The organism is Haloplanus sp. GDY1, assembly GCF_023703775.1.
GTDB classification, from domain to species: Archaea; Halobacteriota; Halobacteria; order Halobacteriales; family Haloferacaceae; genus Haloplanus; species Haloplanus halophilus.
In genome coordinates this window covers 1,751,523-1,773,063 of the sequence record NZ_CP098514.1, presented here as the reverse complement: position 1 = coordinate 1,773,063, position 21,541 = coordinate 1,751,523, and the positions used below count along the sequence as shown (strand labels likewise).

Annotated in this window: 27 protein-coding genes and 1 tRNA gene; 10 read left to right on the top strand and 18 right to left on the bottom strand. The window is 71.0% G+C overall.

The genetic code is table 11. The features are described from left to right. Positions 1 to 64 precede the first annotated feature (64 nt). The 10 genes from NBT67_RS09450 to NBT67_RS09405 form a co-directional block, all read right to left on the bottom strand. Positions 65 to 1,195 carry an ABC transporter permease gene (locus NBT67_RS09450; protein WP_251341471.1) on the bottom strand — a complete coding sequence of 377 codons (1,131 nt, stop codon included), beginning with the start codon at positions 1,193 to 1,195 and terminating at the stop codon, positions 65 to 67. Next, positions 1,192 to 1,893, bottom strand: a complete 702-nt coding sequence (locus tag NBT67_RS09445; protein ID WP_251341470.1) for an ABC transporter ATP-binding protein — start codon at positions 1,891 to 1,893, stop codon at positions 1,192 to 1,194. The genes NBT67_RS09450 and NBT67_RS09445 overlap by 4 nt, the downstream gene beginning before the upstream one ends. After that, positions 1,890 to 3,413, bottom strand: a complete 1,524-nt coding sequence (locus NBT67_RS09440) for a COG1361 family protein (protein ID WP_251341469.1) — start codon at positions 3,411 to 3,413, stop codon at positions 1,890 to 1,892. Before NBT67_RS09440 ends, NBT67_RS09445 begins: the two co-directional genes overlap by 4 nt. A gap of 152 nt (positions 3,414 to 3,565) precedes the next feature. Continuing rightward, a complete protein-coding gene (locus NBT67_RS09435; protein ID WP_251341468.1) occupies positions 3,566 to 4,426 on the bottom strand; it encodes a DUF502 domain-containing protein in 861 nt (286 codons plus the stop codon). Between the two features lie 74 nt (positions 4,427 to 4,500). Continuing rightward, a complete protein-coding gene (locus tag NBT67_RS09430; protein WP_251341467.1) occupies positions 4,501 to 5,034 on the bottom strand; it encodes an NUDIX hydrolase in 534 nt (177 codons plus the stop codon). After that, positions 5,031 to 5,408 (bottom strand): hypothetical protein, encoded by a 378-nt coding sequence (locus NBT67_RS09425; protein ID WP_251341466.1) that lies wholly within the window; start codon positions 5,406 to 5,408, stop codon positions 5,031 to 5,033. The genes NBT67_RS09430 and NBT67_RS09425 overlap by 4 nt, the downstream gene beginning before the upstream one ends. Before the next feature lie 46 nt (positions 5,409 to 5,454). Then, positions 5,455 to 5,868: a DUF5809 family protein gene (locus NBT67_RS09420; RefSeq protein ID WP_251341465.1), complete on the bottom strand. Its 414-nt coding sequence runs from the start codon at positions 5,866 to 5,868 to the stop codon at positions 5,455 to 5,457. Between the two features lie 25 nt (positions 5,869 to 5,893). Then, complete coding sequence (locus NBT67_RS09415) at positions 5,894 to 6,301, bottom strand: DUF5810 domain-containing protein (protein WP_251341464.1); 408 nt, start codon at positions 6,299 to 6,301, stop codon at positions 5,894 to 5,896. Between the two features lie 38 nt (positions 6,302 to 6,339). Further along, entirely contained in the window at positions 6,340 to 6,855 is a 516-nt protein-coding gene (rimI, locus tag NBT67_RS09410) for a ribosomal protein S18-alanine N-acetyltransferase (protein ID WP_251341463.1), read from the bottom strand. A gap of 41 nt (positions 6,856 to 6,896) precedes the next feature. Then, positions 6,897 to 8,057, bottom strand: coding sequence for a sensor histidine kinase (locus NBT67_RS09405; RefSeq protein ID WP_251341462.1), 1,161 nt, complete (start codon positions 8,055 to 8,057; stop codon positions 6,897 to 6,899). A 127-nt stretch (positions 8,058 to 8,184) separates the two neighbouring features. Here NBT67_RS09405 and NBT67_RS09400 point away from each other — a divergent pair, with 127 nt between their 5' ends. After that, entirely contained in the window at positions 8,185 to 8,784 is a 600-nt protein-coding gene (locus tag NBT67_RS09400; protein WP_251341461.1) for a hypothetical protein, read from the top strand. On the opposite strand, the gene NBT67_RS09395 is transcribed toward NBT67_RS09400, so the two are convergent. After that, positions 8,781 to 10,757, bottom strand: a complete 1,977-nt coding sequence (locus tag NBT67_RS09395; protein WP_251341460.1) for an aconitate hydratase — start codon at positions 10,755 to 10,757, stop codon at positions 8,781 to 8,783. The genes NBT67_RS09400 and NBT67_RS09395 overlap by 4 nt on opposite strands. 207 nt (positions 10,758 to 10,964) lie before the next feature. Here NBT67_RS09395 and NBT67_RS09390 point away from each other — a divergent pair, with 207 nt between their 5' ends. From NBT67_RS09390 to NBT67_RS09380, 3 genes are all read left to right on the top strand, one after another. Further along, positions 10,965 to 11,432, top strand: coding sequence for a deoxyuridine 5'-triphosphate nucleotidohydrolase (locus NBT67_RS09390; protein ID WP_251341459.1), 468 nt, complete (start codon positions 10,965 to 10,967; stop codon positions 11,430 to 11,432). An 88-nt stretch (positions 11,433 to 11,520) separates the two neighbouring features. After that, positions 11,521 to 12,111, top strand: coding sequence for a hypothetical protein (locus NBT67_RS09385; protein ID WP_251341458.1), 591 nt, complete (start codon positions 11,521 to 11,523; stop codon positions 12,109 to 12,111). A 132-nt stretch (positions 12,112 to 12,243) separates the two neighbouring features. Then, positions 12,244 to 12,639, top strand: a complete 396-nt coding sequence (locus NBT67_RS09380; RefSeq protein WP_251341457.1) for a hypothetical protein — start codon at positions 12,244 to 12,246, stop codon at positions 12,637 to 12,639. Between the two features lie 156 nt (positions 12,640 to 12,795). Here NBT67_RS09380 and NBT67_RS09375 read toward each other — a convergent pair. The 4 genes from NBT67_RS09375 to NBT67_RS09360 form a co-directional block, all read right to left on the bottom strand. Continuing rightward, positions 12,796 to 12,869: transfer RNA gene (locus tag NBT67_RS09375), tRNA-Lys, on the bottom strand. Between the two features lie 85 nt (positions 12,870 to 12,954). Continuing rightward, positions 12,955 to 13,644, bottom strand: coding sequence for a DUF7119 family protein (locus NBT67_RS09370; RefSeq protein ID WP_251341456.1), 690 nt, complete (start codon positions 13,642 to 13,644; stop codon positions 12,955 to 12,957). Positions 13,645 to 13,699: 55 nt separating this feature from the next. Then, complete coding sequence (locus NBT67_RS09365) at positions 13,700 to 14,518, bottom strand: DUF8155 domain-containing protein (RefSeq protein WP_251341455.1); 819 nt, start codon at positions 14,516 to 14,518, stop codon at positions 13,700 to 13,702. A gap of 46 nt (positions 14,519 to 14,564) precedes the next feature. Then, on the bottom strand, positions 14,565 to 15,005 hold the full coding sequence (locus NBT67_RS09360) for a pyridoxamine 5'-phosphate oxidase family protein (RefSeq protein ID WP_251341454.1): 441 nt from the start codon (positions 15,003 to 15,005) through the stop codon (positions 14,565 to 14,567). Positions 15,006 to 15,130: 125 nt separating this feature from the next. On the opposite strand from NBT67_RS09360, the gene NBT67_RS09355 reads away from it, so the two are divergent. Next, a complete protein-coding gene (locus tag NBT67_RS09355; protein WP_251341453.1) occupies positions 15,131 to 15,814 on the top strand; it encodes a lipoate--protein ligase family protein in 684 nt (227 codons plus the stop codon). 38 nt (positions 15,815 to 15,852) lie between these two features. Beyond that, positions 15,853 to 17,154 (top strand): dihydroorotase, encoded by a 1,302-nt coding sequence (locus NBT67_RS09350; protein ID WP_251341452.1) that lies wholly within the window; start codon positions 15,853 to 15,855, stop codon positions 17,152 to 17,154. Here the strand turns inward: NBT67_RS09350 and NBT67_RS09345 are convergent. Then, positions 17,151 to 17,780, bottom strand: a complete 630-nt coding sequence (locus NBT67_RS09345; RefSeq protein ID WP_425498836.1) for a DUF5806 family protein — start codon at positions 17,778 to 17,780, stop codon at positions 17,151 to 17,153. The genes NBT67_RS09350 and NBT67_RS09345 overlap by 4 nt on opposite strands. Positions 17,781 to 17,858: 78 nt before the next feature. Between NBT67_RS09345 and NBT67_RS09340 the strand changes: the two genes are divergently transcribed. Together NBT67_RS09340 and NBT67_RS09335 are read left to right on the top strand one after the other, a co-directional pair. Further along, positions 17,859 to 18,227: a universal stress protein gene (locus NBT67_RS09340; RefSeq protein WP_251341450.1), complete on the top strand. Its 369-nt coding sequence runs from the start codon at positions 17,859 to 17,861 to the stop codon at positions 18,225 to 18,227. Next, positions 18,224 to 18,745 (top strand): GNAT family N-acetyltransferase, encoded by a 522-nt coding sequence (locus NBT67_RS09335; RefSeq protein ID WP_251341449.1) that lies wholly within the window; start codon positions 18,224 to 18,226, stop codon positions 18,743 to 18,745. The genes NBT67_RS09340 and NBT67_RS09335 overlap by 4 nt, the downstream gene beginning before the upstream one ends. On the opposite strand, the gene NBT67_RS09330 is transcribed toward NBT67_RS09335, so the two are convergent. Then, the gene (locus NBT67_RS09330; RefSeq protein WP_251341448.1) at positions 18,742 to 19,194 is read right to left on the bottom strand and encodes a universal stress protein; all 453 of its coding nucleotides are present in this window, start codon (positions 19,192 to 19,194) and stop codon (positions 18,742 to 18,744) included. The genes NBT67_RS09335 and NBT67_RS09330 overlap by 4 nt on opposite strands. Before the next feature lie 89 nt (positions 19,195 to 19,283). Here NBT67_RS09330 and NBT67_RS09325 point away from each other — a divergent pair, with 89 nt between their 5' ends. Both NBT67_RS09325 and NBT67_RS09320 read left to right on the top strand, forming a co-directional pair. Next, positions 19,284 to 19,757, top strand: coding sequence for a universal stress protein (locus NBT67_RS09325; RefSeq protein WP_251341447.1), 474 nt, complete (start codon positions 19,284 to 19,286; stop codon positions 19,755 to 19,757). 114 nt (positions 19,758 to 19,871) lie between these two features. Continuing rightward, positions 19,872 to 21,068, top strand: a complete 1,197-nt coding sequence (locus tag NBT67_RS09320) for a DHH family phosphoesterase (RefSeq protein ID WP_251341446.1) — start codon at positions 19,872 to 19,874, stop codon at positions 21,066 to 21,068. A 1-nt stretch (position 21,069) separates the two neighbouring features. Here NBT67_RS09320 and NBT67_RS09315 read toward each other — a convergent pair whose 3' ends face one another. Continuing rightward, on the bottom strand, positions 21,070 to 21,498 hold the full coding sequence (locus NBT67_RS09315; RefSeq protein ID WP_251341445.1) for a DUF5807 family protein: 429 nt from the start codon (positions 21,496 to 21,498) through the stop codon (positions 21,070 to 21,072). Positions 21,499 to 21,541 lie beyond the last annotated feature (43 nt).

Below are 21,541 nucleotides of genomic sequence, written 5' to 3'. Positions count from 1 at the left end.
GTACTGCGTAACATAACCGTTTCCACCCGTGGAGGGCGCGAGCGGCGCGCTCGGAGGGACCGGCCTATCCCCGCAGCACCTCGACCGGGTTGGCCGTCGACGCCTTCCAGGCGGGATAGAGGCCGCTGAGCGTGCTCGCGGCCACCGCGAAGCCGAAGCCGAGCGCGAGGAACTCGAGGTTGCGGGGCTGGAAGACGAGCATCGGCTGGCCGGTGAGCTGTCCGGTGACGATGTAGCCGATCAGCGTCGACAGGGCGACGCCGACGGCGCCGCCGACGACGCCGAGCAGGGCGGCCTCGGCGACGATCATCCGCATCACCTCCCGGCGCCGGATGCCGACGGCGCGGAACACGCCGATTTCGGCCTGGCGCTCGATCACGCTCATCAACATGACGTTCAGGATGCTGACGCCGGCGACGAGCAGGGAGATGGAGCCGACGCCGAGCAGGGCGGCGTTGAGCGTGGCGAAGAAGCCGCTGACGCTCTCCTGGATGTCCGCGGGCGTGAAGGTACCGACCACCTCCTCGCGCTGGTTCACCTCCGCCGGAATCTCCTCGGCGAGTCGCTGGGCGTCCTCGCCGTCCGCCGCGACCACGGTCACCTGATCGTAGCCGACCATGTCGACGTCGTCGAGCGGGACGACCACGGAGACGCCCTGTCCGAACCCGCCCTGTTCGTCGAGGATGGCGATGACGCGGTAGGAGCGGCCGCCGATGGAGACGGTCTGGCCGAGTTCCACCCCGAGTTCCGCCGCGATTTCGGCGTTGAGGAGGGCGCCGCTCCGCATCGGCGAGGGGATGGTCCCCTCGGCGGCGTCGTAGAGCGCCGCGGGCCGGGAGACGGCCTGGACGTTCACCTGCCGGCGCTCCGAGCGGGAGGCCACCTCCATCGTCTCGGTGCGCTGCGGGGCGACCACGGCGCCGGTCGCCACCCGCTCTATCGAGTCGACCTGTGCGTCGGTGATGACCCCTTCCTCGTTCTCCTCGCCCGGGAACACCGTGACGGTGTTCGAGAGCCCGCCGAGTTCCTGCGTGGCGCCGTACTGGAGCGCCGTCCCCGTGATGCCGATGGCCGCGATGGCGATGACGCCGATGACGATGCCCAGGGTCGCCAGCCCGGTCCGGAGCTTGTTCCGCCAGAGGTTGAGCCACGCCAGCCGGAGCGCCGGGAAGTCCAGCGGATCGATCACGGTCACTGGATCACCCCGTCGACCAGTTCGACCGTGCGGTCGGTGAACTCCGTCACCAGTTCGTCGTGTGTGACCGCCACCACGCCGACCTCCTCCTCCGTGCTGATGCGCTCGAACTCCTCCAGGATGCGCCGGCCGGTGTCCCGGTCCAGGTTCCCGGTCGGTTCGTCCGCGAGCACGAGTCGCGGCTCGTTCACCAGCGCCCGGGCGATGGCGACGCGCTGGCGCTGTCCGCCCGAGAGCTGGTCGGGTCGGTGGTCGAGGCGGTCGCCGAGCCCCATCCGCTCCAGCAGCGTCCGCGCCCGCGGGGTCCGGTCCCCGTCGACGAACATCGTGGGCACGAGCACGTTCTCGGTGGCCGTCAGCATGGGCACGAGGTGGAACGACTGGAAGACGAAGCCGATGGTCCGGCGGCGGGCCATCGTGCGCGCCTCGTCGTCGTAGTCGGTCACGTCGTCGCCGTCGAGGCGCACCGTCCCCGAGGTGGGCACGTCGAGGAGGCCGAGCACGTTGAGCAGCGTGCTCTTGCCGGAGCCGCTGGGGCCGATGACGGCGACCATCTCGCCGGGCTCGACGCCGAAGTCGACGTGGGAGAGGGCGGCGATCGTCTCGCCGCCGCTCCGGTACTCCTTGGTCACGTCGTCGAGTTCGGCGACGCGACCGGGGGCGGCGTCCGCGTCGGCGCCGTCCGTGCGCTCGGTCATTCCTCGTCGTCGCCGCGGCGTTGCCACCAGTAGATCAGCCCGCCGCCCACGGCGACGACGGCGGCGAGGCGAACCAGGAGTCCGAACACGTCGATCCGGCCGAAGCCGAGGAAGCCGCCACCGCCGGGCGGCCCGTCGGGCTGGGCATCCGCGGGCGGGCCGGCGGGGGCGCCGCCGACGTCGGTGATCGTCAGTTCGACCACCCGCGAGTGTTGCTCGCCGTCGGCGATGTAACTGATGCGGACGGGCACCGTGTCGGTCCGGTTGCCCGCCAGCCGCGCCGTCAGTTCGAACGACGTGAACTCGCCCGCGGGGACGTTGCCGACGAAGTAGCTCTTCGCGGGCGACACCGGCGTCACTCGCTCCGTCCCGACGACGCTCACGACGGCGCCGGTCACGGCCGTCTCCCCGGTGTTCGAGGCGCTGCCGGCCAGCCTGATCGACCCGCCGGTCGGGATCACCTCGATGCCGGTCAGCGTGATGTTGCCGTCGGTCGTCGGCGTGAAGTCGACGGCCGTCGCCGTCTCGTGGCGCTGGCCGTTGGCCTCGTAGACCGCCCGGAGCGTCACGGGACCGGCCGGCAGGCTGGACTCGCTGATCGACACCTCTCGCGTGGACTCGGTGGTCACGTCGGCGACGAGTTTCCGGGCGACCGTCTCGCCGTCCGCCTCGGCGCGCAGCCGGACGTCCTCCAGCGGGACGTTGCCGAAGTTGGTGAGCGAGGCGTCGATGCGGGCCGTCCCGTTCTCGCGGACCACCTCCGCGTCGAGTTCGGCGTCGACCCGGGGCGGATCGACGTCGAACGTCCGGGAGGCGGTGACCGTCTGCCGATCACCGTCGGGGTCGCGGTACTCAAGCGTCGCCGTCAGCGGGTGTCGACCGGGTCCGTCGAAGGTGACGTCGTACTCGACGATCCGCTCGCGGCCGCTGGGCAGCGAGGCGTTCACGCGGCTGTCGTCGTCGACGGTGGCGTTCGGTCCCGAGAGCGTCAACTGGAGGTTGGAGATGTTCGAGGGTGCGCCGTTGGCGACGGTGACGTTCACCCGGCTCTCGGTCGAGGGTTCGCTCGGCGTCTCCAGGGACAACTGCACGTCGCTGTCGCGCTCGTTCACCGACACCGACACCGGATACTGGACGTTGAACACGCTGCCGCTCTCGCTCTGGCCGTAGACGTAGAGGGTGAGGCTCTTTCGTCCCGGCGTGTCGAAGTCGGTCGTGAGCGGGAGCTCGAGCGTGCCGCCGGGACCGAGCGACCCCAGGTCCTTCGCCGTGGTGAGGGTCCGCGTTCCGGAGCGGAGCGACACCTGGTTGATTCGGGCCGCGTCTTCGCTGCTCTCGAAGTTCGTTATCGTCGCGGTGATCGTCACGTCCTCGCCGACGCGGGGCGACGACGGGTCGACGGTGGCCGACTGGACGACGAGCTGGCTGTCCGCCGACGCGACGCCCGCGCCGAGCGTGACCGCGCTGGTCGTCAGGGCGACGACCAGCGCGAGGACGGCGAGCGGCGGCCGGTCAGACATGGCGACACCGCTGCGAACCGAATCGCTCGACGACGGTGACTGTTCCGACGTTTCGAGACACTACCTCGGGAACCATTACCGGTCCCTCGGCTCCACCGGGACTTATGTTGTTGGATGGGAGGAATCGAGATTTTCGTTACGCCGGCCGACGGTCACTTCCCCTCCCCCGTCGACTCCCCGTCCTCGCCCTCGTCGGTTCGGATCGCGTCGCCGAGGCCCTGGAGGTCGGTGACCTTCCTGAGGTCGTCCATGGTGAGCTGTGTCGGCTCCTGGGCGCCCTCGCCGGTGGCGACGCCGCTCGTCAGGATGCTCCGGACCCCCTCCTCGACCGTCATGTCGATGTCGTAGACCTGGCTTTCGGGGACGTAGGTGAGCAGGCCGCCGGTGACCGGGTTGGGCGCCAGCGGGAGGAACATCGACACCATGTCGTCGTGGCCGGTCGAGTTCTCGATCGTCTTCGGGGAGTCGCTCGTCTTGAACCCGAGGACGTAGATGTCCTCCTCGAAACACTGGATGAGCTTGATCTCCTGGAAGTTCTCGCCCCCCTCGTCGAGCATCACGTCGCCCATCCGCCGGAAGCTCTTGTACACCGTTCCCACGCCGGGAACCGACGTGATGGCGAGGTCGACGTAGTCGATGACCCGCTCGCCGTAGTGGTGGCGGCCGACCGTCCCGACGGCCGCGACGAGCAGAAAGAGGACGATCAGCGCGACGAGTTCGGTGAAGAAGTCGACGACGAAGCCGTAGATCCCGAGTTCGATCAGGAGGCTGATGAAGCGAACCCGCTCGAACTCCTCGATGATCCCGAACCACTGCAACACGGTGATGAAGGGGTCGAGCGCACTGGAGACGAAGTTGAGGGCGATGGTGAGGATGTACAGCGTGACGACCAGCGGAATCGTGATGGCGACGCCCGTCAGCAAGGTCTGCCGCGCCCGGTCGTAGAACGATCCGCCAGTCTCCTTCGCGGCGGAGGCGAGCCGTTCCGACCGACCGGGGGGACCGGAGGACATACCGTTCCCTGTGCGCCGCGGTTACAAAAATATGGCATACGCGGGGGCGCGGCGGAGCGGCGGTGACGGGGGGCCTACAGCAGGCCCTCCTCGCGAGCCAGCAACAGCCCCTCGATGGTGGCGTCGTTGGCGGGTTGTCGGCGCGCCACGTCGAGGGCGTCCGCGACCGGGACCGGGCGTGGCGTGAGGAACTCGTTGCCGTCCAGGTCGCGGTCCGCCGGCGTCAACCCCTCGGCGAAGACGACGCCGCGGCGGTGGCGGAGGACGCCGGTACACGTCCAGAACTCCTGCAGGAGCGCGGTCGAGTCGGGCTCGAAGCCCGTCTCCTCGCGGAGTTCGCGCGCCCCGGCCGTCGAGAACGACTCGCCGGACTCGACGATGCCCGCGGGGAGTTCGAGGTGGGTCTCGCGGATCGCCGGCCGGAACTGCTCGACGAGGAGGACCTCCCCGTCGACGACCGCGACGATCACCACGGCCGGCGGGAGTTCCGCCCAGTAGTACCGCTTGGTCGACCCGTCCGGCTGTTCCACGAGGTCGTAGCCGCCGGTGTACCAGCCGGTCTCGTACTCGGTCACCGACTCGATCACCGACCACTCGCCGTCGGTCACGCCCGCGTCACCTCCACCAGATACCGGTCGCCGCCGTCGACGACGACCACGCCGCCGTTCGCCCGTGCGTCGGGGTTCCGGGCGACCAACCCCTGGCGCTCGTCGAACGGCGAGTGCGAGAACGCCTCCTTCAGGCCGACCGGCCCCCGGCGGTAGGGAGCCGACCGCCCCGAGGCCAGCGCCTCGGTGAGATAGGGGTAGCGACGCTCCGAGAGACCCGTGACGTTGACCGCCGGCCCGTCGGCGTCCGTCGGCGTCGCGGTCAGGTAGTACGGCTCGCCCGACCCCAGCAACGAGGGGAGGGCGCCGAGTGCGAGCAACGCGAGGACGACGACGGCGAACCCGAGGACCGCACGGCGCGTGATCTGTCGCACGGAATCGGCTTGGAGCGGTGCGGGTAAACGGGTTTCGCCCGCCCGGCTACAGCCGGTCGCGGTAGAGCCGTCCGAACGCCTGCCGACGGAGGGTGGCGACCGCCGCGTCCCGCTCCGCCTGGAACGTCGCGGCGACGGCGCCGTCCGCGAACGGTGCGACGTGCCAGACAACCCGCTCGACGTCCGGGCTACCCAGCACCGTCACCTCGACGGCGGCGTCCTCGCGCCAGGACTCGAACTCGTCGCGGTCGCCGACCCGGACGACGAGCAGCGAGGCGAAGATGGCGTCCCGGGCCGTCTCCACCACGTCGCTCGTCACGCGGTCCTCGTACTCCTCGCGGTCGAAGTCCATCGCCGTCGCCGTCTCGCGGACGGCCGTCTGGGCCGCCGGACCGACCGATTCGTAGGCCTCGCGGGCCGCCGCGAGCGTCTCGGGATCGAAGACTCCCTCCCTCTCCATACCTGTCCCCTCCCGGCGGTCGGGTTTACGCCTTTCCGTCGTCGTCGGTCGCCCCGTCGTCGTCCGCCTCGCCCAGCATCGCCCGCGTCATCTCGCGGGCCTCCGCGAGGGTGCGCCGGGCGTCGTCGTCCAGGTCGCCCCCGTCGAACGACGGCGCGGCGTCGGTGCCGGTCGGGACGCCGTGGTCGTGGTCGTGGTCACGTCGCCCCTCCGGGAGCGACTCCTCGAACACCTCGTCGTAGTCGGCCGACTCGGCGTGGTCGGCGACCACGGGCGCCAGTTCCGCGGCGCCCTCGCTCTCCCACCCGGGGACCGTCTCGTCCAGCCACCGCTCGTGGGCGTCGCCGTGGAGCATGGCGGTGAAGGCGAGGTGGTTGGCGAGATGTTCGGCGTCGCGCTGAGGCGTCTCGCACACCGGACAGGCGAGTCCCATGGGACGCCGTAGGCGCTCCGGCGTGAAACGTTCGGCGGCTACCGCTCGGCCTGCCACTCGGGCACGTCGAGCACCATCACGAGGGCGTCCTCGCCGTCGCGGTAGTAGCGATCCACCCGTCGCGCCGTCTCGAACCCCACGTCGCGGTAGAGCGACTGCGCGGCGGCGTTGCTCTCCCGTACCTCCAACTTCACCAGCTTTGCCCCCTCGATTGCGAGGGAGACGAGCGCCCGCACGAGCAGCGAGCGGCCGATTCCCCGCCCGCGGGCCGACTCCGCGACGGCCAGATCCTTCACGTGGCCGACGTCGCGGCCGAAGGAGGGGGTCACGTCGCCGACGACGTAGCCGACGACGTCGCCGTCGCGTCCCGGGCCGTCCGCCCCATCGCGGTCGCGGATGGCGACCAGGAACGCGGGTTCGTCGAGGAAGCGCTCGAAGGCGGTGTAGGGCCACGGCTGGCCGAACGCGGCCCGTTCGATCCGTACGACCGACCCCAGATCCGACTCCTCGACGCCGCGAACGGTCACGTCGGCGGGTTCGGTGGGAACGGCCACGCGTCCGGCTACGGGCGACGGGAGCAAAAGCCCTCGGGGCGTCACGGCGCAGCCGGCACCGCCCCGTCCGCCGTCTCGTCCCCCCGACGCTCGGGCGCCCGTGCCGCCTCGAGGCACAGTGCGAACGTCGTCCCGTCCGGTCCCGTCTCCTCGAGTTCCAGGTGACCGCCGTACAGTTCGACGAGATGCCGGCTCAGGAAGAGGCCGTAGCCGTGGTCCCCGGACTCGGGCGGTTCGAACAGCGTCGCGCGCACGGCCTCGGGGATGCCCGACCCGTCGTCGCTCACCCGGGCGGTGACGGTGTCGCCCTCGTCGCGGACGACGATCCGAACCGTCGGCCCGGAACAGTGCTCGACGGCGTTCTCGACGAGGTTGACGAACACCCGGTCGAGCAGGTCGCCCGCGGCGGCGTACACCGGCCCCGGTGCGTCGACGACGACGTCCGTGTCGTCGTCGGTCGTTCCCACCCGGTCGGCCGTCGTCTCGGCGACGGCGGTCACGTCGGTCGGCCGCACCTCGAGGCTCTCGCGGTCGTCGTTCACGATGGTGCGGATCGATCCGATGAACGTCCCCACCTCGTCGCTCGACCGCTCGATGACCTCGACCCACTCGCGGACGTCGTCGTCGTCCAGGCGGGACGCCACCAGCCCCGCGTAGCCGTTGATCTTGTTCACCTCGTTCAACACCTCGTGGCGGAGGTACTGGTTCAGATACTCCAGGCGCCGCTGCTCGTGTTTCCGCCGCCGGGCCTCGACGGCCGCCCGCTCCCGGGCGCGTCCGTAGTGGATGGACCGGGTCTCGACGATGCCGGTGACCGTCCCCATCGACGCCCCGAACCCCGTCGACATCAACAGCATGAGCAGGTGTTCCCCCCGGTCGTACTGCGGGTCGAGGACGAACAGGGCGGTCGACACCGCCACCAGGAACAGGACCGACACGCCCACGGTCCAGGCGACGACCCGGTGGTGGAGCGACCGGTCCACGTCGGACTCGGACATCCAGACGGTGGCGCCGAACAGGACGACCAGCGGCACCCCGAGGAGGATCACTTCGAGGTAGCCGTCGAGTTCCGCGTCGGCGATTTCGCGGGCTCCGTTGTAGCGATAGAAAAAGAGCACGTAGGCGCCCAGAAACACCGACCACAGCGACCACATTCCGACACGCCCCGGATCGCGTCGCAGCCATCGGCCGACGGAACTCATCGTGTTCGGACGGATCCGGCACGTCGCAAAGAAGCCTCGTATGAGGCCTATATAGTGCTCCTGTGCCGGTCTCCCGGCTGATAATCGGAGGCCGACGCTTTAGTCACACGGCGTGAACCCCAACCCGATGTCCGAGGATCCAGCGGAACGAGCGGTGGGGACCGACGTCGGCTATCGGCGGGGCGACCCCCTCCAGGTCGTCGCCATCGGCGTCGCGAGCGGCCTCCTGTTCGCCGTCGGCCTCCTCGTCACGGAGGCGCCGGGGGAACTCGCGCTGGACGTGGACCTGAAGCCTTTCTTCGTCCCGTACCTGCTCGTCGCCGCGTTCCGGTACGGCATGCCGACGCTCTCGGCCGGACTGGGGGCCGCCGTCGGCGAGGGGGTACTGGACCTCACCGAGGGGTACGAACTCGACGACCCCCTCGGCTTCATCGGGTACGTCGTCGGGTTCACGCTGTTCGGGTGGTATCTCCACCGGGTCGCCGCCGACCCGGGGCGCACGCGGGCACAACTGATCGCGGCGGTCCTCGGGGCGTTCGGGCAGGCGGCCTTCGAGGGCGTGGCCTTCCTCCTGTTCGCGTCCGGGTCGTCCCCGGGTGCGGCGCTGGTGAGCGTCGTCGGCAACACCGTCTCTCACGGCGTCCTCCTCGGCTGGGTGCCGCTCGCGTTGCTGTACCGGCCGGTCGCGGACCACCTGCATAACGACGGGGGCGCGGAGGCCGACTAGTCGTCGGCGGGCGTCGCGCCGCTACCGTCCTCTTCGTACTGCTGTTTCGTCAGGGTGAGCTTGCCGCCGGCCGCGAGGATCTCTCGCTCGCGCTCGGAGGCGTCGAACTCGGCGGTGGCCTCCCAGTCGTCGTTGACGCGGATGGTGAACTCTTCCGCGCCGGACTGGACGGCCGCGGCGACGTCGTCGACGACTTCGACGTAGTCGCCTTGCTCGATCCGGTCGTACGTCTCCTGGTCGATGGTCAGCGGCAGGAGGCCGAAGTTGTACAGGTTCGCCTTGTGGATGCGGGCGAACGACTGCGCGAGGACGGCCTCGACGCCGAGATACATCGGACACATCGCGGCGTGTTCGCGGGAGGAGCCCTGCCCGTAGTTCTCGCCGGCGACGAGGACGCCGTGGTCCGTCTCCTTGGCGCGTTCCGCGAACGTCTCGTCGACACGGGAGAGGGTGAACTCCGAGAGCCGCTCGATGTTCGAGCGGAACTTCAGGATGTCCGACGTGGCCGGGATGATGTGGTCGGTCGTGATGTTGTCCGGCATCTTCAGCAGCGTCTCGCCGCCGATGTCGGCGCCCAGCGGGTCCTTCAGCGGCACGTCGCCGATGTTCGGGCCCTTGATGAGTTCGTCGTCGACGGCCTCGTCGGGGGTGATGATGTCGGCCTTCGAGCCGTCGTACTTCTCGGGGAGTTCGACGCCCGGGGGCTCCAGGTCGCCGAGTTCCTCGGCCAGGTCGCGCGGGTCGACGATCTCGCCCTTGATGGCGGCCGCGGCGGCCACCTGCGGCGAGCAGAGGTAGACGGAGTCGTCCTCGATGCCCGAGCGACCCTCGAAGTTGCGGTTGAACGTCCGCAGCGAGACGGAGTCGGAGGCGGGGACGTGGCCGATGCCGATGCAGGGGCCACACGTCGCCTCGGAGACGTTGACGCCGGCGGCCATCATCTCGGCGGTCCACCCCTCGCGCGCGAGGAGTTCGCCGGCCTGCTTCGATCCGGGCGCGACGATCATCTCGAGGTCCTTCTGGATCTCGCGGCCCTTGAGCATCTTCGCCGCGGGGAGGATGTCCTCGTAGCCGCCGTTGGTGCAGGAGCCGATGATGACCTGCTCGACGTCGGTGCCCGCCACCTCGCGGACCGGCACGACGTTGTCCGGCATCGAGGGTTGGGAGATGAGCGGTTCGAGTTCCGAGAGGTCGACGACGATTTCGTCGGCGTACTCCGCGTCCTCGTCGGGCGAGAGGTCGACGAACTCCTCGCCGCGATCCTGGCGTTCGAGGTACTCCTTCGTCCGCTCGTCGGTCGGGAAGATGGAGGTGGTCGCGCCGAGTTCCGTCCCCATGTTCGTGATCGTGGTGCGCTCGGGGACCGAGAGGCTCTCGACGCCCGGGCCGGTGTACTCGAACACCTTGCCGACGCCGCCCTTGACCGAGAGGCGACGCAGCATCTCGAGGATGAGGTCCTTCGCGCTCGCCCAGTCGGGCAGTTCGCCCTCCAGACGGACGTTCACGACCTCCGGCATCTCGACGAAGTACGGCCCGCCGCCCATCGCGACGGCGACGTCGAGGCCGCCGGCGCCGATGGCGAGTTCGCCCAGGCCGCCGGGCGTCGGCGTGTGGGAGTCCGATCCGAGCATCGTCTTGCCGGGGGCGGCGAAGTTCTCCTTGTGGACGTTGTGACAGATGCCGTTGCCCGGCCGGGAGAAGTACGCCCCGTACGTGCCGGCCGCGGAGCGGAGGAAGCGGTGGTCGTCGGTGTTCTTGAAGTCGAACTGGTAGGTCTGGTGGTCACAGTACTGCGCGGCGAGTTCGGTCTGGACCTCGTCGAGGTCGAGCGCCTCGAACTGGAGCCAGACCATCGTGCCGGTCGTGTCCTGTGTGAGCACCTGATCGATCTCGATCCCGATCTCCTCGCCGGGTTCGAGATCCCCCTCGACGAGGTGGTCGTCGAGGATCTTCTCTGTGAGCGTCTGTCCCATAACGTCCGGCCATCGCGCGCCGACGGATATAAATCCCGCGCCTTTCGAACCCCGAAATCCGGCCACGGGGGGCTTCTACCACAAGTTTTAGACCATCTCGGGGAGTACGTCCGTGTCGCAACTCGCCGCGTCGCGTCCGCGCCGCGCGACGGCCCCGGCCGCCCGACGGATCGGCACGGTTTTGCCACCCCCAGCCGACACGCCGGTATGTTCCGCGCCGGATCGTTCGTCGCCGAACACGTGAGCCCCGTCGCCCCCGAACAGGTCCAGCCGAACGGCGTCGACCTGACCGCCGACGCCGTCTTCGAGACGGCCGGCGGCCGGATCGGGCGCGACGGCAAGCGAATCGGGGATCGCGAGCCCGTCGACCCCGACGCGGACGCCGGGGCGTGGAGCCTCCCCCCGGGTGGGTACGTCCTCCGCTACGGCGAGCGGGTGCGGATCCCCGAGGGACACGTCGGCTTCGTCTACCCCCGGTCGTCGCTCATGCGCAACGCCGCCATGCTCCACACGGCCGTCTGGGACGCCGGTTACGAGGGCCGGGGCGAGGGACTGCTGGCCGTCCACGCGGGGATCGAGATCGAGCCCGACGCCCGGGTGGCCCAGCTCGTCCTCGCGGAGGCGACCCACGACGGGACCTACGACGGGAGCTACCAGGGCGAGAACGTCGAGTGATCGGTCGTCCCCTCGCGGCCGCCGTAATCGCCCCTTACCGACACACAGGCAGCGGTTACTGACGGGGATGGGCGTCGACCGACCGTCCGTGACGCCCTCGGACGGCCGGTCGCCGCGAGCGACCCTCGAAGCCCTCGTCGACTCGCCGCCGCCCTCCCTCCGGGATCGGGCGCTCGACGGCGCGGGGAGCCCGCCGGCGATCCGCCGCCCGTCGCCGCGACCCGCCACCGTCGACGTGACCTGCTGGACGCCGCTCGGCGACGTCGCTGCGGCGGACGCCCCCGAGACGGGCGGTGACCCCGCCCCGGAGCCGATGGCGACGCTCCTGGCTGACCCGGCGATTCCGGGCGACCTCGACGTCGCCGTCGACCACACGCTCGTGCTGGACGTCGAGGGTCCGGTGCGGACCGTCCGGGTCGACTACGGATCGCTCGACGCGGCGGCGACGTCGGACCACGCCGTCCGGGTGCGAACCGACGACGGGCGGCGGGTCGACGGCGTCTCGTGGCGCGTCGCCGACGACGGCGCGTTCGTCGTGCGCTTCGACGACCCGCCGACCGACGGTGCCCTGTTCGTGGAGTACGGCGTCACCCGGAACCCGGCCGGCGGCCGTCACACGGTCGACGTGGTGGTAAACGGCGAACGGCTGACGGCGGCGCGGCTGGTCGTGCTGGGCTGAGTGGGCCGACCCCCGATCCGGCCGAATAGAATCTCAGGAACGTTTGGATATTTTAGGAATTACTAAGCGATGATAACACTACTACGTGTATCTACGCCACACTTTTCAGTTATATCCCGGATAGGACCCGACGTGAACGAACACATCGGCATTCGAACCGGAAGCGTCGTGGTCGCAGTGGTGGTACTGGCCGTACTGGCCGGCGGGTCGGGCGTGACGCTGGCCGAGAACCCGCCGGTCGCGGACGCTACCGATCCGGGCGGAGTCGAACTGTACGAACACCGGACGGTCTCCGGAGCGGAGATTCACACGATAGTCGTGCCGCCGACGGCGGTCGGCGGGATGACCGACGGAAGCGTGCTCGGCGTCGTCGTGATTCCGGAACAGGACCGTGTCTGTCAGGCCGTCGCGGGCAAGAGCTACGAGGCCGCCAACGCCGGCTGTATGCGGAGCGAGTCGCGGGTCGACGCGTATCTCGACGCCGCTGCGGTCGAGCGAACCTCGGGCGGCGACTACACGGTGGCGTAGGCGACGCCGCCCGCCGACCTCTCGGGGTCGAGAGGAGCCGGCTCGGGTCGGGAGGGAGTTGAACCACGGTCGGACGTGCTCGCTTCGCTGCGCGCGACCTCCCTGGTTCAACTCCTCCGTAACCGCTTCGCTCCTCACGTTCGTTCGGAGCAGAAGCGGGCCGGGAGGGAGTTGAACCCCCGACCGTCTGGTTAAAAGCCAGACGCTCTGCCTGACTGAGCTACCGGCCCTCGTGGGACCGTATCCGACGCTACGGTATAAGCGTTTTCAGCCACCGGCGGCCGATCACAGGTGGCAAGGAGGAAGCCCACGGCTTTAGCCGTGGGAGGAATCCGACACGTCCAGATACGCCGACAGGGCTTCGGCCACCAGGTCGTCGGGGTCGCGGTTCTCGACCGACGCCCGCCGCCGGAGTTCGATGTACTGATCCGGCGGCAGGGTCAGGTCGATCCGGCCGAAGGTGAGGCCGCGGTCGTCGAGGGCCGCCTCGACGGTCCGCCCGTCGCTCACCTCGCTCGCGAGGCGACGGATCTCCCGGACGGTGAGGTCGTGTTCGAGCGTCGCCCACGCCAGCGCGTAGCGGTCGTCGCCCGAGACGCGGGCGATGTGTTTCGCCGCCGTCGGTGCGATGGTGCCGCGGGCGACGTGCCGACGGATCGCCTGTGGCAGGTCGTGGACCCGCGCCCACTTCCGGATGAAGGCGACGGACACGTCGCCGCCGGCGCGCTCCGCGGCGGTCTTGTACGACCCGACGCCGCGAACCAGCGCGGCACACGCCGCCGCCCCGCGGAGCATGTAGACGTGATCCTCGGAGCCGACCGTGTTCTCCGAGAAGGAGCGCACCACGTCCGCGGCGAGTCGCACGCTCTCGGGGTCGTCCGGGTCGAAGCCGACGGCCTCCTCGGCCCGCTCCCCCGTCACCGACGGATCGGCTCGGACGACCGGTTCGCCCACCGGTGACTCCCGGTCGGCCGGCCGGTCGGGCGCATCGGGGTCGTCGCTCATCGTACGGCCCGTTCGGCGAGGAGGCTGAAAAGTCTCCCGTGCCCGTGCGCCGGGGCTACCGCGTCGCCGACACGCGGATCCGGTCGCCGGGGGCGAAGTCGTGGCCCGGACAGACGAGCTTCGCGCCGACGTCGGCGTCCCGCGCGACGAACAGCGAGAGCCCGGTGATCGGCCGGCCGTTCGCCCGGAGGGTCACGTCGTCCCACGTCACCGCGCGGCCGTCGGCGACGCCGACGCGGGTTCCCGCCACCTCGACGGGCACGGCATCGCCGAGCGCGGGCAGGACCCCGCCCCCCTCGTAGTGGGGACAGCCGCCGTCGAGGACGACCCCCGGGGCGACGGCGAGCCCCGCCCACGACCCCGGGTCGGGATGCCTCGGCCGGTCGAGGACGACGTACGTCTCGGCCGCCTCGCGGACGACGCCGCCGCCGTCCCAGTCGAGCGCCCGGACCGACACGTCCACCTCGACTGGCAGCGAGCCGGCGGCGCGGTAGGGGTTCGCGTCCGGGTCGCGAAAGCCGAGATGGACGTGGTTGTCGACCCACGGGCCGAAGAAGCCGGAGCGAACCATCCCACCCAGGTCGTCGCCGACGGCGATCCGGTCGCCGGCCGCGACGTCCGGGTCGACGTGCAGGATCCGGGCGACGTGATCCCCGGTGTCGATCAGGATCAGGTGGTCCTCGGCGACGGCGTAGGGGCGCTCGGGGGCGCGCACGGTTCGGGTGTCGACGACGGTCCCCGCGACGGGCGAGAGCCCGCGGTTCGACTCGGGGTAGCAGTCGATCGCACATCCGCGGTCGTGGGCGGCGTACGGGGAGTTGAACAGGGAGAACCGCCGGAAGTGCGACAGCGTCGCGGCCGGGACCGTGACCATACCGGGGGGTTCGTGCGGGTCGGCTTATAGACCCCGGCGTCGGGCGTCAGATGTCGACGGCCGGGGCGACGCCGAACGTGCGCCCCGAGCGCTCCTCGGGAACCAGCCGATAGAGGTCGAACTCGAGCGCGTCGGGGTCGGCGTCCAGGCTCACGTCGACCGTCGGGATGTCGGCGTTGGCCGCGATGGCCCGCATCGCGACGTCCGCGTCCTCGTCCCCAACCGGCTGGAGTCGGCCGCGGACGATCACGCTCCGCGCCGGCCGTTCGGTGAAGACGGTGAGCGTCGCGATATCGGTCGTCTCGACGAACGCCATCTTGTCGCTGTCCGCGCCGTACACGAACTGGAAGTAGACGTGTTCCCCGTCGTAGCCGAAGGCTTCGGGGACGGCGTACGTCTCCGCCCCGTCCGTCAGCGACAGCACGCCCGCTCCGGCCGCCCGGAGCGCGTCGTCGACTTCGGCTCGACTCATCGCGTCGGCGGTCATGTCCCGAACGGCGTTCGGCAACGGATATATAATTTACATTACTGGACGGCGGGAGAAGCCCCCGAAAGCTAAGTGAGCGATCGGTCACGCGGCGGGATTATGTACCTGCACTTCCAGGATTCCGCATGCGCGTCCTCAGGGGTCGGGCGGCGACGGTCGACGCCGACCGCGAGCGAACCGGCGCGATGCTGACCCGGACGGGGGAGACGGGCGAGCCCGCGGTGCGGGTGTGGACGCCCCACAGGCAGGTCGCCTTCGGCCGCCGCGACGCCGTCGAGCCGGGGTACGACCGCGCCCGCGCCGCCGCCCGAGAGCGGGGATTCGAGCCGGTCGAGCGCCGCGTCGGCGGCCGCGCCGCCGCCTACACCGGGTCGACCCTCGCCTTCGCCCACGCGGTTCCCGTCGACGACGCCCGCACCGGCCTGCACGACCGCTACGAGGCGGCGACCGAGCGGGTCCGGCGGGCGCTTGCCGACTTCGGCATCGACGCGACGCCCGGCGAACCGGCGGCGTCGTTCTGTCCCGGCACCCACTCGCTGCAGGCGGCCGGCAAGGTGGCGGGCATCGCCCAGCGGGTGCGGGCGGACGCGGCGCTCGTCGCCGGCTGCGTCGTCGTCGCCGACCGCGACGAACTGGCGTCGGTCCTCGCGGCGGTGTACGACGCCCTCGACCAGCCGTTCGATCCGGGGAGCGTCGGGAGCGTCGCGGCCGCGGGCGGGCCGGCCGACGCCGGACAGGTCCGGGACGCGGTCGAACGGGCACTCGTCGGCGACGACCCGACGACCGTCGAGCGCGTCGGGGCGGCGTGAGCGGGACACTTACGGCGGCCGGGTGACAGGTGGGGGGTATGCTCGTCAGGAACGCACGGCTGGCCGACGGCCGCGTCCGCGACGTTCGGATCGAGGGGGAGCGGATCGCCGCCGTCGGGGCCGGTCTCGACGCCGAGTCCGAGGGGGAGGTCGTCGACGCCCGGGAGCGACTCCTCCTCCCCGGCGCCGTCGACGCCCACGTCCACTTCCGGGAGCCCGGCGCACCACACAAGGAGACGTGGCGCACCGGGTCCCGAAGCGCCGCCGCGGGCGGCGTCACGACCGTCGTCGACCAGCCGAACACCGACCCGCCGACGACCACCGGCGCCGCGTACGATCGGAAGGAGCTGTGTGCCGGCGACTCGCTCGTCGACTACGGCATCAACGGCGGCGTCACGGCTGACTGGGACCCCGAGACGCTGTTCGACCGCCCCCTGTTCGCCCTCGGCGAGGTCTTCCTCGCCGACTCCACCGGCGACATGGGCATCAACGGCGACCTGTTCGAGGACGCGGTCCACCGCGCCACCGAGGCCGGCGTCCCCGTGACCGTCCACGCGGAGGACGCGACGCTGTTCGACGAGGCGGCCCGTGACGCCGCCGGCGACGGGGTTGGGGTCGACGCCGACGCCGACGCGTGGAGCGCTTACCGGACCGCCGAGGCCGAAATCGCGGCCGTCGAGCGCGCCGTCGAGATCGGCGCCGACGCCGGCGCGCGCCTCCACGTCGCCCACACCAGCACGCCGGAGGCGGTCGACCTCGTCGCCGACGCGCCGGAGCGGGTGACCTGCGAGGTGACCCCGCACCACTGCCTGCTCTCGCGGGCGGATCTGGACGACCTCGGCACCTACGGGCGGATGAACCCCCCGCTCCGGAGCGAGAAGCGGCGGGCCGCCCTCTACGACCGGGTGGTCGACGGCCGGGTCGACCTGCTGGCCACGGACCACGCGCCCCACACCCGCGCGGAGAAGGAGGCGCCGCTGCTGGACGCGCCGAGCGGCGTCCCCGGCGTCGAGACGATGGTGCCGCTCCTGCTGGCCGAGACGCTGGACGGCCCGCTCTCCGTCGAGCGGGTCCGCGACCTGACGGCGGCGGCGCCGGCGTCGACGTTCGGACTGGCGCGGAAGGGGCGGATCGAGCCGGGGATGGACGCCGATCTGGCGCTGTACGACCTCGGCGGGACGCGACCGATCGCGGGCGAGCGACTCCACTCGAAGTGCGGGTGGACGCCGTTCGAGGGGGAGCCGGGCGTCTTCCCCGAGTGGACGCTGGTGTGCGGCCGCCGCGTCTACGACGCCGCGACGGGCACCGCCGGGACGGCGGCGGGCGGGAACGTTCGCTAATCCAGGTCGTCCCGCAGCTCCTCGCTGGACTCCCGGACCTCGCGCATCACCTCGGAGATGCGATCCTCGGCGTCGAGTTCCTCGGCGACCGAGAGGTCGACGCCCTCCACCTCCAGCAGGAACTTCGCGATCTCGGTCACCTCGTACATCATCTCGTCGAGTTCTTCGGCGGTGAAGAAGCCGGACATGGCGCCGTAGAGGAAGGTCGCGCCGGCCTTCTGGACCTTGTCCTCGAACGACGATCGGGCCTGGTTGACCGCCTGTGGCGTGTAGGTGTCGGTCATGAAGGGGACGAGGTCGGGCAGGTTCTCGCCGATCTTCGTCATCTCGACCCCGGTCTCGGTGCGGAAGTCGACACAGAGGCGGGCGATGGCCCACTCGCGGGCCGTGATGTACGTCCGGTCGCGGAGGAAGGAGTTGACGCGGTCGTACTGGGCGCCGTCCATCTTCTTGAAGCGCTCGTACTTGCGCACGTCGTCGGGGACCGAGTCGTCGGCCGACGACGACCCGGCGGCGCCGTCCGCGTCGCCGGACGCCCCCCGGTCGTTCGCGGGGTCGCGCTCCACGCCCTCGCCGGCCGTCGGCGCGTCGTCGCTCATGCGCCGGGGTTCCGCGCGCCGACGCAAAAGGGTTCCGTCGCCGTCTGCCGGCCGTCTGACGGCGGGGCGCGTACCTTTTTCACTCGCCGTGCCGAGGGAGCGCACATGAAGCTACTGCTGGGCATCGGCGGGAGCGACGACTCGCTGCGTGCGCTGGAGCGCACCGTCGCCCGCGTCGCCGAGACGGGCGACGACCTGACGGTCGCCATCCTCCGAAACCCGGCGACTGAGGCGGATCCGGAGGGGATCGAACGCCGCGCGCGGGACGTCCTCGACGACGCGGGCGTGGCGGCGTCGATCCGCCATCTCGACGGGGATCCGGGGAGCCGGCTGGTCGAACTGGCGGAGGGGGAGGGGTTCGATCGGATCGTCCTCGGCGGCGGCGAGACCAGTCCGATGGGGAAGATCAAACTGGGCAGCATCGCGGAGTTCGTCCTGCTGAACTCCCACGTCTCGGTGACGCTGGTCCGATGACCGACGACAACGAGGTGGCGGGTCCGTTCCCCGAACCGCCGCGGACGTTCGAGGACCGCGAGGGGCGATCGATCACCGTCCGGGACTACGACCCCGACGACCGGCCGGCGCTGACGGCGATGTACGAGGCGTTCGACCCCGCGGACCGCGCACAGGGCATCCCGCCGACGAGCGAGGAGCGCATCGCGAACTGGCTGGACACCATCACTGGCGACGGGACGGTGAACGTCGTCGCGGCCCACGGCGACGACGTCGTCGGCCACGCGACGCTCGTCCCCGACGACCCCGAGGGGACCGCCGAACTCGCCATCTTCGTCCTGCAGGCCTACCAGCACGCGGGCATCGGCACCCGGCTCCTGGAGACGCTCCTCGGCGCCGGCGCGGCGGCCGGCTTCGACCGCGTGTGGCTCTCCGTCGAGCGCTGGAACGACCCCGCCATCAGCCTCTACGAGAAGGTGGGCTTCCGCGCCAGCGACACCGAGAGCTTCGAACACGAGATGACGCTGCGCCTGGCCTAGACGGAGAGGACCGGCTGGCTGGCGTAGAGCAGGACGTACTCGGCGGCCTTCGCCAGCACCTCGTCGCTGTCGCCCGAGACGGGGTGACGGGGGACGACCACGAAGTCGGCGCCCAGTTCCTCCGCGGTGTCGAGGACGACGCTCCCGGGATGCTGGGTGAGGCGGGCCGTCGAGAAGCCGGCGGCCATCGAGGTAGACAGCGGGACGCCCGCGTCGTCGACGACGTCGATCACCGCCTCCAGGAACGCCTGGCTGTCGGCCGCCAGTGCCGCGTCGTCGACGGTGCCCGCGTCGAACGCGCGCGACACTTCGTCGTCGACGACGTACAGCGCGTGGACCGTCGCGTCGTACTCCTCGGCGATGGCCGCGGCGTACTCGACGGCCACGAGCGACTCCTCGCTCCCGTCCACGGGCACGAGGACGAGCGACGGCGAGAGCGGATCGGTCATGGACGGGCGTGCGCGGGCCACGGGCAAAAACGCTCCCCCCTGTCCGACGGGACACCGGGTTTATGTCCCGACCGACCGAAGCCGTCGCCATGTTCGACACCATCGTCATCGCGACGGACGGGTCGGAGAGCGTCCGCCGGGCCGTCAGCGTCGCCCTCGACCTGGCCGAGCGGTTCGACGCGACGGTCCACGCGCTGTACGTCGTCGACGAGGGGGAAGTCGAGAGCTCCCCCGAACGGGTGCGCGAGGAGATGCGCGCCGCCCTCGACGACTCCGGCGAGGAGGCCCTCTCGGCGGTGGCGGAAGCCGCGGACCGGCCGGTGACGACCGCCGTCCGCGAGGGGCGGCCGGCGACCGAGATTCGGGAGTACGCGACCGACCGCGGCGCCGACGTGGTGGCGATGGGGACCCGCGGCCGCCACGGCGAGAACCGATTCCTCATCGGCAGCGTCGCCGAGCGGGTGGTGCGGACCTGCCCGGTGCCCGTGTTGACGGTGCGACAGCTGGACGACCGGGAGCGCGACGACGCCGACGGCGTCGGCGACGCGGCCGCGAGCGCCTGAAACTACTGTAACTGGTCACCGGCCCGTCTCGGTACTGACGTACGAGACACCGTACGAGAGCGACGCGACCGGCGGAACCGCGGGATACTTCGGGCCGGCCCCCATCCGGCCGGTATGGACGACGCCCTGATCGACGACGACGGACGCTCCCTCTCGCGGAAGTCGCGGCTGCCCGGTGCGGGCTTTTTCTACCCGGACTCGCTCGACGAGGAGTACGCCGACCGGCGCGCCCGGGAGGCCATCGAGGGCGCCGAGGCGGTCGTGGTCGCCGACGGCGACGCCGACGGCCTCGCCTGCGTCGCCCTCCTCCGGGAACTGTACGACGCCGCCCTCGACGTGGCGCCGTTCGAGGAGTCGCTCGCGGCGCGAACCGATCCGAACCTGGCGGACGACGCGGACGAGGACGCGGACGGGGAGCCCGAGGACTCCCCCGTCGGCCTCGTCACCGCGAGCCCTCACTCCCTGCCCGAGGCCCTCGAACGCGTCGCGGAGTACGCCGACCCCGGCGTCGACGTCTACGTCTGTGACCTCTGCCCGGACGACGAATCGATCGTCGAGACGGTCGAGTCGGTCGTCGACCGCGCCGAACTGGTCCGCTGGTTCGACCACCACCAGTGGGACGACGCGGTGGCCGCGGCCGTCCGCGAGGCGGGGGTCGACCTGGTCGTCGGCGAGAGCGACGAGGAGTGTACGGCGGACGTGACGCGTCGCTCCCTCGCGTACGACTTCCCCGACCACCTCGTCGACCTCGCGGCGGTCACCCGGGATCACGACCTCTGGATCAAGGAGGACCCCCGGAGCGACGACCTGGCGGACTACGCCCACTGGGCGAGTCCCGAGGAGTACGTGACCGTCGTGGGTCGGTACGGACCCGCCCTGCCGGAGCCGGTCGTCGACTACCTGGAGCACCGGCGCGTCGAGAAAGAGCAGTTGATCGAGGCGGCAGTCGACCGGGCCGAACTGCGCTCGGTGGGACCGTGGACCGTCGGCGTCACCTACGGCCGGTGTTCGCAGAACGAGGTGGCCGAACGGCTGCGCGAACGGGGCGCGGACGCCGCCGTGATCGTCAAGCCCGCGGGCAGCGCCAGCATCCGCGGCAGCGAGGGGTTCGAGCGGTGTCACGAGGTGGCCGGACAGGTGAACGGCGGCGGCCATCCCCGGGCCGCGGGCTGCAAGCCCGACGTCTACGACGACATGCTGGATTACGCCCACCACTGGACGACGGAGGGCTACGCGGCCCGGCAGGTGATCCTCGCGGCGTTCGAGCGACTGGCCGAGGAGGCGGACGCGGCGGCCGACGCCGAGGCGTGACCTACGCGTCGGCGTCGCCGACGACCCAGCGATCCGAGAAGGCGGTGCCGGCCGGACAGGCGGCGTAGGCGTGGATCACGTCGCCCTCGGCGTAGATGCCGCCGACCTCCTCGTTTTGCGCCTCGGCGAACGCCAGGACGAACGCGGCGCCCTCGCCGCAGTCGGGACAGACCCCCCCGGTCAGGCCGGGATCGATGTCGCCCTCGGCGTCCATCGCCTCCTTCGCGAAGGCCATGGCGTCCATGCCGGTGCCGGCGGAGAACAGCCGTCGCCCCTTCTCGCCCGGGACGACGAGGACGACGCCGCCGTCGACGGGCGCGCCGTGGTCCGCGAGGGCGCCCTCGTCGTCGAGGTAGTCGTCGGTCAGAAAGAGGGCGACGTGGTCGAGACGCTCGCCCGCGAGGAAGGCGTCGAGTTCGGGGTCGCTCATACCGCCCCCAGACCGCCGAGGCCTAAAGAAGGGTCGCTTCGGG

What these genes read in the sequence shown, in the direction of transcription:
- NBT67_RS09445 (WP_251341470.1), bottom strand. Translation starts at nt 1,893, where the DNA reads ATGACCGAGCGCACGGACGGCGCCGACGCGGACGCCGCCCCCGGTCGC.
- NBT67_RS09440 (WP_251341469.1), bottom strand. Translation starts at nt 3,413, where the DNA reads ATGTCTGACCGGCCGCCGCTCGCCGTCCTCGCGCTGGTCGTCGCCCTG.
- NBT67_RS09435 (WP_251341468.1), bottom strand. Translation starts at nt 4,426, where the DNA reads ATGTCCTCCGGTCCCCCCGGTCGGTCGGAACGGCTCGCCTCCGCCGCG.
- NBT67_RS09420 (WP_251341465.1), bottom strand. Translation starts at nt 5,868, where the DNA reads ATGGAGAGGGAGGGAGTCTTCGATCCCGAGACGCTCGCGGCGGCCCGC.
- NBT67_RS09415 (WP_251341464.1), bottom strand. Translation starts at nt 6,301, where the DNA reads ATGGGACTCGCCTGTCCGGTGTGCGAGACGCCTCAGCGCGACGCCGAA.
- NBT67_RS09405 (WP_251341462.1), bottom strand. Translation starts at nt 8,057, where the DNA reads ATGAGTTCCGTCGGCCGATGGCTGCGACGCGATCCGGGGCGTGTCGGA.
- NBT67_RS09400 (WP_251341461.1), top strand. Translation starts at nt 8,185, where the DNA reads ATGTCCGAGGATCCAGCGGAACGAGCGGTGGGGACCGACGTCGGCTAT.
- NBT67_RS09395 (WP_251341460.1), bottom strand. Translation starts at nt 10,757, where the DNA reads ATGGGACAGACGCTCACAGAGAAGATCCTCGACGACCACCTCGTCGAG.
- NBT67_RS09390 (WP_251341459.1), top strand. Translation starts at nt 10,965, where the DNA reads ATGTTCCGCGCCGGATCGTTCGTCGCCGAACACGTGAGCCCCGTCGCC.
- NBT67_RS09370 (WP_251341456.1), bottom strand. Translation starts at nt 13,644, where the DNA reads ATGAGCGACGACCCCGATGCGCCCGACCGGCCGGCCGACCGGGAGTCA.
- NBT67_RS09365 (WP_251341455.1), bottom strand. Translation starts at nt 14,518, where the DNA reads ATGGTCACGGTCCCGGCCGCGACGCTGTCGCACTTCCGGCGGTTCTCC.
- NBT67_RS09360 (WP_251341454.1), bottom strand. Translation starts at nt 15,005, where the DNA reads ATGACCGCCGACGCGATGAGTCGAGCCGAAGTCGACGACGCGCTCCGG.
- NBT67_RS09355 (WP_251341453.1), top strand. Translation starts at nt 15,131, where the DNA reads ATGCGCGTCCTCAGGGGTCGGGCGGCGACGGTCGACGCCGACCGCGAG.
- NBT67_RS09350 (WP_251341452.1), top strand. Translation starts at nt 15,853, where the DNA reads ATGCTCGTCAGGAACGCACGGCTGGCCGACGGCCGCGTCCGCGACGTT.
- NBT67_RS09340 (WP_251341450.1), top strand. Translation starts at nt 17,859, where the DNA reads ATGAAGCTACTGCTGGGCATCGGCGGGAGCGACGACTCGCTGCGTGCG.
- NBT67_RS09335 (WP_251341449.1), top strand. Translation starts at nt 18,224, where the DNA reads ATGACCGACGACAACGAGGTGGCGGGTCCGTTCCCCGAACCGCCGCGG.
- NBT67_RS09330 (WP_251341448.1), bottom strand. Translation starts at nt 19,194, where the DNA reads ATGACCGATCCGCTCTCGCCGTCGCTCGTCCTCGTGCCCGTGGACGGG.
- NBT67_RS09325 (WP_251341447.1), top strand. Translation starts at nt 19,284, where the DNA reads ATGTTCGACACCATCGTCATCGCGACGGACGGGTCGGAGAGCGTCCGC.
- NBT67_RS09320 (WP_251341446.1), top strand. Translation starts at nt 19,872, where the DNA reads ATGGACGACGCCCTGATCGACGACGACGGACGCTCCCTCTCGCGGAAG.
- NBT67_RS09315 (WP_251341445.1), bottom strand. Translation starts at nt 21,498, where the DNA reads ATGAGCGACCCCGAACTCGACGCCTTCCTCGCGGGCGAGCGTCTCGAC.